This is a genomic window from Pseudomonas sp. ASL9 (genome assembly GCF_056680335.1).
Genome location: NZ_CM155277.1, coordinates 6,063,999 through 6,077,980, shown reverse-complemented (window position 1 = coordinate 6,077,980; position 13,982 = coordinate 6,063,999). Strand labels below are relative to the sequence as shown.

Here is a 13,982-nt window from a genome sequence, read left to right as displayed (position 1 = left end):
CACTCCGACAAGAACAGGACCAAAAGTGGTCCGCTGTAAGGGCGTTCACCGGTGACGCCATTTGGTGCTGCAGATGGTACTCATGCTCCTGGACGCACCGCGTGGACGCGCTGAGGCCTCAATGCGGTGTTTGGTGTAAACCGCCCGCCCGAGCTGCGGTTAGTCCTGAACGCAGTGAACAGCAGAGCCTAGCTTGCTGGTTTTAGCTAAATCCTAACCTCTGTCCTTGATCCCGAGCCCCTTAACTGACTTGGCACGATTCTGGTCCAGCGAGTTGTAATAGGTGTTCTGAGTCGTCGACATACTTTCGTGGCGTAGGTCAGCTTGGAGATCTTTGATATCGCGAAATGGTGCGTCAAATGTAGCCGCCGTGTGACGCAACCAATGTAGGGATGCCGACCGAAGCTTGTCCATCTCTAAGTCAGTTTGTCCCTCGTCCTTCATGCGCTGAAGTGATTTATCGAACACCATCTGAATAAGGGCACGAATGTAACGATCCGACAGGCCAGCTCGACCTCTGACCGTTGTGACTAGTGGAGTACTCTCCTTGTAAGACGGCAGCGGCGGAAGGGAGAGGGTAGTCCGATATCTCTTCAAGTAGGCTTCAATGTATTCGTCTCGCACGCTAATTTTCGCGGCCTTGTTGCCCTTACCGACAACGTTGAACCACCAGTTTTCACCGTCGTACTCGAACGAACCCATTGTAGGCTTCCAGTTGTCCCGACCGACGAGATCAGAGACTCTGAGGTAGAGAGAGAAGAGGGTGGCCACAATAAATAGCGTCCGCTCATGTCGAGGTTCCTCCTGAGCCATGACTTCTGCGGTTTCAATTACATAATTCCACTGGAGCGGAGTGAGCGCTTTTCCAGAGTTCATCACCGTGTTGCGCTGTTTAAAGTTGGATTTTTGTTTGACGGCTCGAATTGGATTGGCTTCAGTGGTGAGACCTTCGTCAATGGTGTACTGGAAAAAACTGCCACAAACGGCAAACACCTGGCCCATCGAGCCAGCAGACATTTTGTACGCTATGTCATCTACATCTTTACTGTTCTCCGCAGCAACCTTGCGGATCTGTTTATCGATCTTGACGTTAAAAGGGCGCCATTTTTCATTGATGATGTAGGTGTCAGTTTCAGCAGCCTTGCGACCTCCAACCCGGGTAAATCTCGATTTGACGACAGGACCGATCCACTCAGAACGAGGCTGTAAGCAAAACTCCAGGAAACTCTCACAATCGTGGCGTCTGAGCTCTAGAAGCGGCTTTTTGGCTATCAGGAGAGACCACAGCAGAAGACGCTCAACATGTGTACGGTATGAATTGAACGTGGCTTCGTTGTTTGAATAGGACTTTAGGAATCCGCGAACCGAGAGGTAACCATCTTGAGCCTTTAGCTCTGACGGAAAGGAAAAAAGGTACTGAGTTACAACAGGTAGCTCATCAGACACACGACTAAAATTCAGATCTCTAAAACGATTGTAGGTGTCAAACAAAGGGATCGGAGACGCAGGCATGTGATTACCAGATTAGTGATAGATACGATTTGATGTGATGTTAAGCATCGCCCTATAAATCTGCAACAACCGGGTCTGCGCGTTATCGGATATTACATCGGCGCTTATTCTTATTAGGCTATCTCTAAGGCCTAGTCACACCACAACCTCGATAATGATGCAAAAAAGGCCCACTACTGGAGTGAGCCTGTCTTGTGTCTCCAGGGGGAAGCTTCACGCTCGCGAATCCCAGAGCAAGTGGCCCACCTTATTGCTCAAAATTCATCGTGTCAATATTCCGGGCAACGAGAAGATCGCCGGGGGCGACTGTGACGGCAAGGGTTCGGGTCATGAGTCTTCTATGCGTAATCAACGCCCATCGCGGCCCTGACATTTGGCTTACTAGGAAGTAAATACATAATAGAGAGGCATCTGAGAAATAAAAAACCAATACGGCGGCAGGATGGTAGTGGTACTCGTGAAAGATTGAAGCAATCGGTGAATAGCGCTTAGAAGCACGCTATCCGGGATTTCCTTCCGACTTAAGACAAAGATTTGCTTCGGCGTTCTAGGAAAGCGGACGGTAGGGAAACGGACAGGACCTATGCGCAACTTTAGAGTAATACGTAATTTAACATAATATACATTATGCGAACCTATGGGTTTCTCTTGCGGGGCGGTGTACGTGTCGTGTTGCATTAAAGACAATAAGCTTGCGGTTAAAAACAATAATCGAGCAATTACATCTGGTTGAGAGCATCATCAGAGAGTCTTGATTAAGTAGTTATCGTTTTTTGGAGCACTCCAGAGTCCGCATAAGTACTTGCTTACAGATCAATCCTGCAGTCACCTGTCACAGGTCCATCTACAAGCACGTCGCTGTGTGAAATCTGCAGCGTTCAGCATGGAGTTAGTGCACAGATTTCAACTGCTGCCGTGCGTGGTAAAGAAAAACGCCGACTGATTTACATGCAGATGCTGCAGGTTTGGCGGTGCCACCTTGCGATTGAAGGCTGTGGAGCTTTCCTCCCACCAAATACCCTGGAAGTTCGCCAGAATTTGGTTGGATGAAAAGCTCAGTAAAATGCTAGTCCGGTACCGTTGTAAACCACAATTTTGACTTGTTAACTACGGTGGTTAACAAGTCAAAAAACAAGTTTACAGAGTGGTACTGAACCTGCGTGTTAACCTTGGTTTGCCTAGCGCGCCTGGGATTTCAAAGCTCCGTATCGCTGTTCGAACTCCGGGGTTTGCCGGATGAAATGTTTACACTTATTATCACTCGCGTTGCTCTGTCAGCCGTGACTGTAATCATCGGTTTCGGAAGGTGTTGTCCCTCCTTTTCTACCAATAAAACGTCTAGCTGAGACGCATAAATCAACGGACTTTCCATTTTTTTGGCACCCCGCAAGATTAGGTTGGACCACACCAGAGCGCCATGAAGCACCATGTCTGACGAGATATATGTGCTGATAGTCTAAGCGCAACCAACCGCCAAAGGCGCCCTAGCCCCTTCGTGTGGAGGTCATTAGCTAACTCAACTAAATGAGTATTTAGTTGAGCTATTGTTCATGCGGCGTAAAACTATCACCCCGCGGTTGTCTAAGCGCTCTTTTGTTGGCCGGAATGGGCTTGCTGCGCCCTTCTTAAGCTCCAGCATCGATCACCATCACCATCACCATCACCATCACCATCGATGACGAAAAACTCCAGGGCTCTCCCCGGTCCATTGCTTGAACGCTCGATGGAACGCGCTGGGTTCACGGAACCCCGCCTCTTGAGCGATTTCGGCGATGCTCATGGACGTCGTTCGCAATCGTTCGAAGGCGATGGATCGACGCATTTCGTCCTTGATCTGTTGGTAGGTAAAACCTTCACGCTCTAACGCACGCCGCAGGCTGCTGAGGTTAATCGAAAACTCTGCAGCAAGCTGCTCGAGCGTTGGCCAGTGATCGTAGCCGCAGGATTTCAAGCGCTGATGAATTCGGGCGCTGTACCCCTCTCTGTTACGAAAACGGATAAATACCGACTGCGGAGCGTTACGTAAAAAGGTGTACAGCGATTGTCGATCCTGAATGACCGGAAGCTTCAAGCATTCCGGATCCAGTTCGATTTCCGTTGTATTTGCGTCAAACTCTACGTAAGCACCCCACAACAAGTGCTCATCACCGTGCCCCGGGAACGAATGTTCGAATTGCACTCGATTGATGGGCATGCGCCTGCCAGCCAGCCAGCACATCAGCCCAACGATCAGAACCATGAAGGTCTCAATCACAATGGCCCGCAAATGTTCATCTTTGCTGGTACAACGCATGACGACCACCCTGCGTTTACCGCGAGCCTGTACTTCGCATTCAATGTCACGCAGGAACAGTTTGAAGTAATCCAGCGACTGCTTTAACGCCTTCTCCACCGTCGGGACCTGGATCAATCCTCGGCAGATCAGGGCGAAACTGCCCAGGGGCATCCCGTGGGAGTCCAAACCAAAAAACTCGTCGTCAAGCTCCCTCACTACGGCCAGCCAAAGCGCGGCGAAGTTTGTCGCGGCTACCCGTTCAGGTAGTTCATCCAACGAGTGCTCCGCGAACCCTGCTTGCTCTAAAAGACGACCAGTCTCCACCGGCCGTCCACTAAATTGATAGAGCAGCGCCTTGGCGAAGTAGGAAGAAACGGAGTGTTTTTCGTTCATGGATCCTGGGTCGCCTATGGCAAAAAATAGCAGGTTTGCTGAGCGGTTTTGGCATAGGCCCGGCGCCTGCTCGCCCCTTAGACTGTCCACCTGACCAGCATTATCCCAGATGTCGGCTGCGGCGCCATTATCTGAATTCGGTAAGGCCGCTTGAAAGCCCATCATCCAGACGAGGACACCCGCCATGAACACCCCTGATATTTACGTTGTTGGTGCCGCACGCACTGCGATCGGCACCTTTGGCGGATCGCTCAAAGACGTGCCGATGGCCGATCTGGCAACCACAGCCATCAAGGCTGCCTTGCAACGCAGTGGCGTCGACCCGACGCAGGTCGAACATGTCGTGATGGGCAATGTCATTCCGACTGAGCCGCAGGATGCCTATATATCCAGAGTCGCGGCGATGAACGCCGGCATCCCGAAGGAAACACCCGCCTATAACGTCAACCGCCTGTGCGGTTCAGGGTTGCAGGCAATCATCTCGGCTGCACAAACCTTGCTGCTGGGCGACGCTGAAATCGCCATTGGCGCGGGGGTCGAGTCCATGAGCCGTGGCCCGTACATCCTGCCCGCCGCTCGCTGGGGCGCTCGCATGGGCAACACCCAGGCCATTGACTACATGCTCGGCATTCTGCACGACCCCTTCCATGGTTTTCACATGGGCATCACCGCCGAGAATATTGCCGAACGCAATGGCATTAGCCGCGAGATGCAGGATGCCCTGGCCATGGAGGACCAGACACGGGCGTTTCGTGCTATCGAGGAAGGCCGCTTTATCGAACAAATCGCTGCCGTTGAAATTCGCAGCCGCAAAGGCACCCAACTGTTCAATATCGACGAGCACCCCCGTGCTACCTCGCTGGAACAACTGGCGCAAATGAAGCCGGCCTTCAAGAAGGACGGATCGGTGACCGCTGGCAATGCATCCGGTCTCAATGACGGCGCAGCCGCGTTGGTGATGGCTACCGGCGCCGCTGTCAAGGCCAATAACTTGCGTCCCCTCGCCCGCCTGGTCGCTTATGCCCATGCGGGTGTCGAGCCCGAATTGATGGGCCTCGGCCCGATCCCGGCCACGCGTCTTGCGCTCAAGCGTGCGGGTCTGACTGTCGCTGATCTGGACGTTATCGAAGCCAATATCGCGTTCGCCGCGCAGGCGTGCGCTGTGAATCAGGAATTGAATCTGGATCCGGCCAAGGTCAACCCGAACGGTTCGGGCATTGCCCTTGGTCACCCGGTCGGGGCTACCGGCGCGATTATTGCGACCAAAGCGATCCATGAACTGCACCGCATCGGCGGGCGCTATGCGCTGGTGACCATGTGCATCGGTGGCGGTCAAGGTATCGCTGCCATTTTCGAACGCGTTTGAGGGGTTGTAAGTGAGTATTCAAAAACTAGCAGTCATTGGCGCAGGCACCATGGGCAACGGGATTGCCCAGGTGTGTGCACTTGCCGGCATAGACGTGACATTGATTGATATTTCCGATGAGGCGCTCGCAAAAGGTCTGTCAGCGCTGACGGCGAATCTTGATCGCCAGCTACGCAAAGAAACGATTACAGCGGCGCAGATGCAAGGTGCTCTCGACCGGATATCCCTCAGCACCGACTACACAGCGCTGAATGGAGCCGAGCTGGTCATCGAAGCGGCAACCGAGAATCTAGAGCTTAAAAAACGCATTCTCAAACGAATCGATGACACCGTGAGTGATGACTGCGTCATCGCAACTAACACGTCATCGCTGTCGATTACCGAATTGGCGGCAGTGGTCAAACACCCTGCTCGCTTCATTGGTCTGCACTTCTTCAACCCTGTCCCGATGATGGCATTGCTGGAGGTCATCCGCGGTTTGCAAACGTCGGACACCACCCATGCCTTGGCGCTGAAACTCGCCGAACACATTGGCAAGAGTGCAGTCACGGCTCGCAACAGCCCGGGCTTCGTAGTCAATCGCATTCTGTGCCCCATGATCAACGAAGCGATCTTCGTTTTGCAGGAGGGCCTGGCCAACGCCAAGGACATCGATACCGGCATGCAATTGGGCTGCAATCACCCTATTGGCCCGCTTGCCCTGGCTGATCTGATTGGCCTGGATACCATGCTGGCCATCATGGAGAGTTTCCATGATGGCTTCAATGACCCGAAATATCGTCCAGCTCAATTGCTCAAAGAAATGGTCGCGGCAGGTTATCTGGGCCGCAAAAGCGGGCGCGGCTTCCATGTCTATACCTGAACACTGCTCACGCTTCGCTCAGAGCCGTGACAAGGCACTGGATCTGTTCGCCAGAAAGGGATTCGGCCAGGTTGGCATGCGCGAGCTGGCAACCTATCTCGGGCTCACACCTGGCTCGCTTTATCATCATTACCCAAGCAAACAGCATTTGCTCCTCGACTTGATCGAGGAGCTTTACGAAGAACTGCTGACCACTGTACGTCTAATAGAGCAAAGCCCTGATGACGGGGTGAACACCTTGCAAGTCATTATTCGGGCACACCTGAAGCTGTACCGGGAAATGCCGTTGCACTTTCGCCTGGCTGAACGCGACAGTTGTTGTCTGAACGAAGAACAACAACTGCGTGTCAGCCGTTTACGCGAACAATATGAGCGCCAGCTGCTAGTGGCACTGGGGTATAGAACACTGTTGACCCCGCATCGGCTTCAAGCCGCCGGGCACGCCATTGCCTCATTGCTCAGCAGCGCACCCTCCTGGCTGGCACAGCGCACCCTTGACGACCAGGAACGCGACGAACTGATGGAAGACTTGATGATGGGGGCTATTGAGCGGCTGCTTGCTACACGCAACCCAAGAACGCACGGTCTTCGGGCGTCAGTAGCCTGAAGGCCGGGCATCGCAAATTCATGATTCAACGTCATGTTGCGTAAGTGGCGCGGAGTGGTTCTACAGATACCCGTTACCAACCTCATCGTGATCGTAAGACCGAGTCCTTATACAGTCATCTATCTGCGTCTACAAAACGATCAGCTGATCAGCCTCCAGTAACTGAAACCGTGCTCGATAGGCTCCCGGCGTGAATCCAACTCGCTCACGAAACAGGCGCGAAAACGAGCTGATGTCGCTATATCCAATGTAGTGGGCGATTTGCTCGGTGCTCAGGTCACCGGCCTCAAGCAACGCGCGCGCCGTGTCGATGCGCAAGTTCTGCAAATAGGTTAGCGGTGACTGCTCAAGCACCCTATTGAAGCGGCGTATCAAGGTTCGCTCGCTGACTGCCAACCTCTGTGCCAGATCTGTCATACGTACCTGTTCCGCCAGGTGATCCTGAAGCCACTTCTGTGCGCGTTGAATCAAGGGATCGTTGTGTGTCTTGTCGGCAATAAGCGGTTGCAGTGGAGTCTGCGTCGTTTGGGTCAAATCGATCAGCATGCTGCGAGCGCATTGCATGGCTATGGCCTTTCCCGCAAATTTGTTGAGCACGTGAACAGCTTGCAACAAAAATGTGGCATGTGCGCTACCGCATACCAGACGCTCAGACTCAGTCACCATCGGACGCATTTGCAGATCGACCTGAGGAAATCGCTCGCGGAAATGCCCCTCCAGCCACCAAGTGGTTGTCGCCATTTTGTTATCGAGCAAACCCGTATCCGCGAGCAGAAAGGTGCCCGTGCAATTCGCACAAAGCCATGCGCCATGCTTCCATTGCTTAATCAACCAGGCACGTACGGCCAGCTGATTTTCTAGGAAATTCTGGAAATGCTGCCAGCCTCGATAATGCACGCTGGGAATAAAGACCAGATCGTAATACCGGTTTTCCGGCAGGGGGCGCATGGAAAGCTCAAGTCCGTTGCTGGCACGAACAGGTAGCCCATTCTGCGAAATGAAATGCCATTCAAATAGCCCGACCGATGGCATCCCTTGCTTTGACATATGCGCATTGGCGACCTGAAGCATGTCAGCAAAACCTCCAATTACGGAGGCATAGGAATCGTCAAATCCCAGAATCGCAACGGTAGGCATGGCGGAACCTTTTTAAGTGGGCTTGGCGATATTCGCACAATTACTGTCATTTTTGCCTATTACACCATCACCTGAGGCTCGTTATATTTATCGCCAGGTTTATTCCCAACCTACATAAGAGATCACTTATGACAAGTTTTGCTGATGCGCCCACCAACTCGACTATTACCCGCTATCAGGACAGCCTGTATCACGACCTGAATACGCCGGAGGAAATCCTGGCCATTCGGCAGGAGGTTCGCCGTTTCGCGGATGAACATGTTGCACCCGTAGCTTATGCAATTGGCCACACTGAGGAGTCTGTCGCAGCCTTCCCTCGTGATTTGTTCGCCAAGATGGCCAAAGCTGGCCTGTTCCGGATTCCCTTTGCTGCCGACGTTGGCGGACGCGGGCTCAAGTACCCAGCCACCGCCACCGCGGTGATGATCGAAGAGCTGGCCTACCATTCAAATTCGGTAGCCGCCATCGTCGACGTGCACTGCATTCTCGCAGGCAATGCGCTTAAACACGGGTCAGACCTGATCAAGCAACGCTATCTCAGGCTTCTGCTCAGCGGTGAAAAGATTGGCAGCTTCGCCACTACCGAGCCGGATGCTAGTACCGACCTTAGCATCGAAGCAATGCGCACCCTCGCCACGCGTACCGAGGGTGGCTACATCGTCAATGGCCGTAAGCGCTACATCACAAACGCCCCAGTCGCCAACTTTGTTGTGCTGCTCTGTGTAGACGGAGAGCGCATGACCGAGCTAGTGGTCGAATTGAATTGGCCTGGTGTTCGTGTCGGCGAACCAGACAAGAAAATGGGCAATAACGGCCAACTGACGGCTGATATCTACTTCGATAACGTCAAGGTGCCCGTGGAGAACGTTGTTGGCCAACCGGGTCAAGGGCTCAAGATAGCATTGCAAACGCTGACTTACGGACGGGTTGGCATTGCTGCGAGTGGGGCAGGCATGGCCCAGGCGCTGTTTGATCACAGTGCCGCGCGTCTCAAGACCCGCAGGGCTTTCGGAAAAGCAATCGCGCAGTTCCAGCACTGGCAGTTCAAGATGGCTGAGCGTGCCACTGAAATCGAGAACGCCCGCAACCTGTATCTCAAAGCCGCGTTACGCATGGACGAGGGGCATGCCTTCCCGGAGTCCGAGGCCGCGATGGCTAAATGGTATGGCACTAACCTCGCCGGTGAATTCGCCCGTGATGCCGTACAGATCTTTGGCGGATACGGCTTCATGCGTGAACTCGCGGCGGATGGTTCGCACTACCGCGTCGAGGAGATTTACCGCGATTGCAAGATCGCCGAAATCTATGAGGGCACCAATGAGATTCAGAAGCTGGTAATTGCGCGCGCCATCTTTGGTAAAGACATCACAGGCTGATTTGGCTGCTAACCCGCGCTCACTGGAGACCTACCCAATGCATACTCTCATTGTTCATGCGCACAACGAGCCGCAGTCATTCAATGCAGCCATGAAAAATCTGGCCGTCGAGGAACTGCTTGCGCAAGGGCATGCGGTTGAAGTTTCTGACCTGTATGCCATGAGCTGGAATCCGGTCGCCAGTGCAGCGGATTTTGGCAGTCGTTCCAATTCCGAGTACGTGACCTATGCGCTGGAACAGCGCCACAATCACCTGCAGCAAACGCTAGCCCCTGATATCCAGGGGGAGTTGAACAAGTTGCTGAAAGCGGATCTTGTGATCTTCAACTTCCCAGTTTATTGGTTCTCGATGCCAGCAATCATGAAAGGCTGGATAGACCGAGTATTGATTTCCGGCGTTTGCTACGGAGGTAAGCGTTTTTACGACCAGGGAGGTTTGGTTGGCAAGAAGGCCATGCTTGCCATCACCATCGGCAGTCAGCCACACATGCTAGTCCGGGACGGCGTGCATGGAGAGCTCAACGATATGCTCCGCCCCATCCTGCGCGGTACTCTGGCCTATATCGGAATGACAGTGCTGCCACCCTTTGTTGCGCATCACGTGCCGTACATCTCTCAACAGGCACGTGCCTCTGTCCTAGATCAGTATCGACAGCGATTGCGTTCGCTGGATACACTGCACGCTCTGCCGCCTATATCGCTCAATCAGTTCGACGAAAAAATGCATCCGATCACTGATCCGAATACCTGGTAGATATTCAAATGGCTCATCAGCACCGTCTCAATATAAGATTGCCGCGTAAACGCTCAACTGTCTTAGAACTGCTCAGCCGCCAGACTAAAAAGTGAAGCACTACCAGCACGGATGCTAGCTTCAAGCCCCAAAGTACGCGGCAACAGACGAGCGAAGAAAAATTCTGCAGTGGCCAGTTTCCCGCCATAGAAAGCTTCGTCTTCGCTGAGTTTAGCCTGCGCTACCGATGCCATTCGTGCCCACATGAAGGCATAGGCAACGTAACCAAATAGATGGAGGTATTCCACCGAAGCCGCGCCGACTTCGTTCGCGTTTCGCTTGGCTTGTCTGAGCAACCAATCACTAACGCGTTCCAGGCGGTCTAGAGCCTCCAGCAGTTGATGGGTAAAGGATATGCTGCTGGCAGCAAAAGCACGTATTTCTTGAGCAAAAATCCGTAGTGCAATGCCGGCGTTGCCGACAATTTTACGTCCTAGCAAATCCAGGGCCTGAATGCCGTTGGTGCCTTCATATATCTGCGCAATACGCACGTCACGGACCAACTGCTCCTGCCCCCACTCGCGAATATAGCCATGTCCACCTAGCACTTGCTGGCCGTGAATACAGCTCTCCAAGCCAGTGTCAGTAAAGAAAGCCTTGGCCACCGGAGTCAGCAAGGCCGCCAGTGTTTCGCCCTTATTTACCTCAGCAGCGTCGTCGCTGAACTTGGCGAGATCAAGTTGCTGACTGACGTAACACGCAAAGGCGCGACCACCTTCTGTCATAGCCTTCATACTCAGCAACATACGGCGCACATCCGGGTGGACAATGATTGGATCAGCAACCTTACCCGGCACCACCGGACCGCTTGGTGCACGACTCTGAATACGTTCGCGAGCGTAACTCAGCGCATTTTGGTAGGACGCCTCCGCGCAACCTATCCCTTGAATGCCAATGCACAATCGCTCGTAGTTCATCATGGTGAACATCGCCGACAGCCCCTTGTTAGCTTCGCCGATCAAGTACCCATTTGCGCCGTCGAAGTTCATCACGCAGGTGGCCGAGGCATTAATGCCCATTTTGTGTTCGATCGAACCGCAGCTAACAGCGTTGCGCACGCCTAAGCTACCGTCAGCATTAACCAGGTATTTGGGCACCAGGAACAGTGAAATCCCCTTGGCCCCAGCGGGTGCGCCAGGCAGCTTGGCCAGCACCAGATGGATTATATTTTCAGTCAGATCCTGCTCGCCCCCGGTGATAAATATCTTGCTTCCGGTAATGCTGTAGCTGCCATCTTCCTGAGCTTTAGCACCGGTGCGAATCATGCCGAGATCGCTACCCGCATGAGCCTCGGTCAGACACATAGAGCCCGCCCAACGGCCTTCGTACATGGGCGGTAAATAGATGCTTTTGAGCGCGTCGCTAGCATGTGCGTCGATAGCCAGGCAGGCCCCGGAACTCAGCGCGGAGTACAAAGCGAAACTGGAATCGGCCGCGTAGAGCATTTCATCGAAGGCCACAGAAAGCATCTTGGGCATGCCCATACCGCCATATGCGGGATTGCCTGACAACCCAACCCAACCACCCTCGATATAGGTGGCGTAAGCGTGTTTAAACCCAGACGGAGTTGTAACGGCACCCGCATGCCACTTGACACCCTCCTCATCACCGTGGCGGCTGAGCGGAGCGATGAGCTGACCGGTAACCTTCGCTGCCTCTTCAAGAATTGCGGCAGAGGTATCGATATCGACTGTTTCAGCCAGTGTCGGCAGGCGCGCCCAGAGACCAGGGGCATCGAACACTTCGTTCAGTACAAAGCGAAGATCTCGCAGCGGAGCATTATAGTGGGGCATCACATATCGACTCAAACAGACACCCGCATGTCGCGGGTGTAAAAAATTCAAATAACGTTAGTCAGCGTATAGCGAAAGCGTTAAGCGCCGTGACTCATTATGGAGTGTGTGATTAATACACTCACGATAAGGCGCCCTCACCGTTTCCACTTGAGGAATGGTGGTCTTTCGCCAAACCACCGCAATGCGTTAAAACTGTTTTTTCATCTTTCCGACAACGTGTACACACAAGTCACTCTGAGGCGTTACACGGCAAGCCAATACCGTGCCAGCGGCCAGTTCTTCTACGCTGACATGTGCGCGACTCATTGCCTTTACCTCAAAGGCGCCATTGAGAATCTGAACCTTACAGATACCGCATCCACCGCCACGGCATCCCAAAGGAATGCCACGACGGCCAAGACGAGCCATGCCATGCAGAACCGACTCACGCTCATCACAGGCGTAATGCTCTCCGGTGTCTTCGATCAATACTTGATATTCCATGGCCCGTTCTCACTCAGTGGAAGTGACTATCGGCAAACGTCCAGGAGCCTCTAAAGCCGCAGTGGCACAAACCTGGTCTTGTTCTTCAGTACTCACCCGACAACGCCAAGCTTTGCAGCACGCGCGCAGATTTCCTGTTCGCGTAAGGCATCTGCGCCAATGCCGCCAATCGACCAGTCCTGTGGTTCAACCCGGATGCACCTACCCCGCACAAAGTTCCGATCAACTGCTAATATTTCGACCAGCAAGGAAGTAAGCCCGGTCATTAACTTCTGACGTTCGTCCAATGGGCGCCCTTCGAGCACGATGAACTCGAAGTATGGCGCATGTAGTCGATTGGTACTGACACAGTCCCCGGCAACGGCAAATTCATCTGCTGCATGCAAGGTGATTATCGCCCGCACCCGCTCCATCGGTGACAGCAAAACCTTGCTGTAAAGATGTGAGGCATCCTGGAGCAAACGCACTTTTTGTTCAGCAGAACAATACCCTTCAACGAGGTGAAAATTCACTACCGGCATTTTTGAGGCCTCATACATATTTCTTATATTTATTTTTTATTCACTCGACCCAAAACACATCAGGGCAAACCGCGACGTCGTCCAGAATCCAGCATCAACGTGGATCCGGTCATCGCGTCAGCCTCGGGCGCTAGCAACAAACTTACGGCCCAGGCCACTTGCTCTGGGGTCGTGAAGGCACCGATGGAGGATTCAAGACACATCTCCTGCAGAACAGTTTCAGTACTGACACCACGCTGCCTTCCCCGGTCCGCTGCTACTTTGTGCAGACGTTCCGTATCCGCAGGCCCCGGCGCAATAAGATGCGCCGTCACACCTCGCGAACCATAAGCCAAACTGAGCTGACGTATCGCGTTCGCCAAGGCCGCATTTGCAACGCCAGCGGAGGCCGCGTATGCAGTGGGTTCAAAACCGTAGTGTCCACCGATAGCGACGAGACGAGATCCTTTCACGAGACTCGCATCCACAGCACGGGTCAGGCGCAACAGACCGCCGACTTTAATATTGACCGCATCTGCCAGCGCAGACGTAGGGGCGTCAAGAACGCCGCCTACGACCGCCACGCCGGGGCCATGGACAATCATCCGCACCGGCCGATCCAGCACGTTTCGGATATGCATAATGGACTCGTCGGCAGAAATGTCGGCAACGCAAGGGATGACCCCTGGATGAATGCGGGTCAGCTCATCAAGAGCCGCCGAACTGCGGGCCACTGCGACGACGTCCAATCCGTTGGCGCACAGACGCGCAACGATCTGTTTACCAAAGGCGCCAGTTGCCCCTACTACCACCGCTAATTCATTACGTGAGTTCATCGTCCACCTGCCGTTAAGTTTCGGGTTCGGAGCATGCACCACATGC

12 protein-coding genes are annotated in these 13,982 nt (G+C 53.6%); 5 read left to right on the top strand and 7 right to left on the bottom strand.

Annotated features, from left to right (window positions below):
• Nucleotides 1–213 precede the first annotated feature (213 nt).
• Together AC1ME2_RS27925 and AC1ME2_RS27920 are read right to left on the bottom strand one after the other, a co-directional pair.
• Nucleotides 214–1,512: a tyrosine-type recombinase/integrase gene (locus AC1ME2_RS27925; protein WP_480438503.1), complete on the bottom strand. Its 1,299-nt coding sequence runs from the start codon at nt 1,510–1,512 to the stop codon at nt 214–216.
• A 1,666-nt stretch (nt 1,513–3,178) separates the two neighbouring features.
• Complete coding sequence (locus AC1ME2_RS27920) at nt 3,179–4,180, bottom strand: AraC family transcriptional regulator (RefSeq protein WP_480442374.1); 1,002 nt, start codon at nt 4,178–4,180, stop codon at nt 3,179–3,181.
• Between the two features lie 184 nt (nt 4,181–4,364).
• On the opposite strand from AC1ME2_RS27920, the gene AC1ME2_RS27915 reads away from it, so the two are divergent.
• Genes AC1ME2_RS27915 through AC1ME2_RS27905 form a run of 3 tightly spaced genes read left to right on the top strand, consistent with a single transcriptional unit; the run spans nt 4,365 to nt 7,015 of the window.
• The gene (locus AC1ME2_RS27915; protein WP_480438501.1) at nt 4,365–5,546 is read left to right on the top strand and encodes an acetyl-CoA C-acyltransferase family protein; all 1,182 of its coding nucleotides are present in this window, start codon (nt 4,365–4,367) and stop codon (nt 5,544–5,546) included.
• Between the two features lie 10 nt (nt 5,547–5,556).
• The gene (locus AC1ME2_RS27910; protein WP_480438500.1) at nt 5,557–6,408 is read left to right on the top strand and encodes a 3-hydroxybutyryl-CoA dehydrogenase; all 852 of its coding nucleotides are present in this window, start codon (nt 5,557–5,559) and stop codon (nt 6,406–6,408) included.
• On the top strand, nt 6,395–7,015 hold the full coding sequence (locus tag AC1ME2_RS27905; protein WP_480438498.1) for a TetR/AcrR family transcriptional regulator: 621 nt from the start codon (nt 6,395–6,397) through the stop codon (nt 7,013–7,015). The genes AC1ME2_RS27910 and AC1ME2_RS27905 overlap by 14 nt, the downstream gene beginning before the upstream one ends.
• A gap of 129 nt (nt 7,016–7,144) precedes the next feature.
• Here the strand turns inward: AC1ME2_RS27905 and AC1ME2_RS27900 are convergent, their stop codons facing one another.
• On the bottom strand, nt 7,145–8,152 hold the full coding sequence (locus AC1ME2_RS27900; protein WP_480438496.1) for a GlxA family transcriptional regulator: 1,008 nt from the start codon (nt 8,150–8,152) through the stop codon (nt 7,145–7,147).
• A 128-nt stretch (nt 8,153–8,280) separates the two neighbouring features.
• Here AC1ME2_RS27900 and AC1ME2_RS27895 point away from each other — a divergent pair, with 128 nt between their 5' ends.
• Entirely contained in the window at nt 8,281–9,528 is a 1,248-nt protein-coding gene (locus tag AC1ME2_RS27895) for an acyl-CoA dehydrogenase family protein (RefSeq protein ID WP_480438495.1), read from the top strand.
• A gap of 37 nt (nt 9,529–9,565) precedes the next feature.
• The gene (locus tag AC1ME2_RS27890) at nt 9,566–10,282 is read left to right on the top strand and encodes an NAD(P)H-dependent oxidoreductase (RefSeq protein WP_480438494.1); all 717 of its coding nucleotides are present in this window, start codon (nt 9,566–9,568) and stop codon (nt 10,280–10,282) included.
• A 62-nt stretch (nt 10,283–10,344) separates the two neighbouring features.
• Here AC1ME2_RS27890 and AC1ME2_RS27885 read toward each other — a convergent pair whose 3' ends face one another.
• From AC1ME2_RS27885 to AC1ME2_RS27870, 4 genes are all read right to left on the bottom strand, one after another.
• Nucleotides 10,345–12,114, bottom strand: a complete 1,770-nt coding sequence (locus tag AC1ME2_RS27885; protein WP_480442372.1) for an acyl-CoA dehydrogenase C-terminal domain-containing protein — start codon at nt 12,112–12,114, stop codon at nt 10,345–10,347.
• Between the two features lie 189 nt (nt 12,115–12,303).
• Nucleotides 12,304–12,600 carry a 2Fe-2S iron-sulfur cluster-binding protein gene (locus AC1ME2_RS27880; RefSeq protein WP_480438493.1) on the bottom strand — a complete coding sequence of 99 codons (297 nt, stop codon included), beginning with the start codon at nt 12,598–12,600 and terminating at the stop codon, nt 12,304–12,306.
• 92 nt (nt 12,601–12,692) lie between these two features.
• Nucleotides 12,693–13,121, bottom strand: a complete 429-nt coding sequence (locus AC1ME2_RS27875; protein WP_480438492.1) for a tautomerase family protein — start codon at nt 13,119–13,121, stop codon at nt 12,693–12,695.
• Nucleotides 13,122–13,180: 59 nt separating this feature from the next.
• On the bottom strand, nt 13,181–13,936 hold the full coding sequence (locus tag AC1ME2_RS27870) for an SDR family oxidoreductase (protein ID WP_480438491.1): 756 nt from the start codon (nt 13,934–13,936) through the stop codon (nt 13,181–13,183).
• Nucleotides 13,937–13,982 lie beyond the last annotated feature (46 nt).

Excerpts from the sequence above, each read along its gene's own strand:
- AC1ME2_RS27925 (WP_480438503.1), bottom strand. The coding sequence starts at position 1,512 with ATGCCTGCGTCTCCGATCCCTTTGTTTGACACCTACAATCGTTTTAGA.
- AC1ME2_RS27920 (WP_480442374.1), bottom strand. The coding sequence starts at position 4,180 with ATGAACGAAAAACACTCCGTTTCTTCCTACTTCGCCAAGGCGCTGCTC.
- AC1ME2_RS27915 (WP_480438501.1), top strand. The coding sequence starts at position 4,365 with ATGAACACCCCTGATATTTACGTTGTTGGTGCCGCACGCACTGCGATC.
- AC1ME2_RS27905 (WP_480438498.1), top strand. The coding sequence starts at position 6,395 with ATGTCTATACCTGAACACTGCTCACGCTTCGCTCAGAGCCGTGACAAG.
- AC1ME2_RS27900 (WP_480438496.1), bottom strand. The coding sequence starts at position 8,152 with ATGCCTACCGTTGCGATTCTGGGATTTGACGATTCCTATGCCTCCGTA.
- AC1ME2_RS27895 (WP_480438495.1), top strand. The coding sequence starts at position 8,281 with ATGACAAGTTTTGCTGATGCGCCCACCAACTCGACTATTACCCGCTAT.
- AC1ME2_RS27890 (WP_480438494.1), top strand. The coding sequence starts at position 9,566 with ATGCATACTCTCATTGTTCATGCGCACAACGAGCCGCAGTCATTCAAT.
- AC1ME2_RS27885 (WP_480442372.1), bottom strand. The coding sequence starts at position 12,114 with ATGCCCCACTATAATGCTCCGCTGCGAGATCTTCGCTTTGTACTGAAC.
- AC1ME2_RS27880 (WP_480438493.1), bottom strand. The coding sequence starts at position 12,600 with ATGGAATATCAAGTATTGATCGAAGACACCGGAGAGCATTACGCCTGT.
- AC1ME2_RS27875 (WP_480438492.1), bottom strand. The coding sequence starts at position 13,121 with ATGCCGGTAGTGAATTTTCACCTCGTTGAAGGGTATTGTTCTGCTGAA.
- AC1ME2_RS27870 (WP_480438491.1), bottom strand. The coding sequence starts at position 13,936 with ATGAACTCACGTAATGAATTAGCGGTGGTAGTAGGGGCAACTGGCGCC.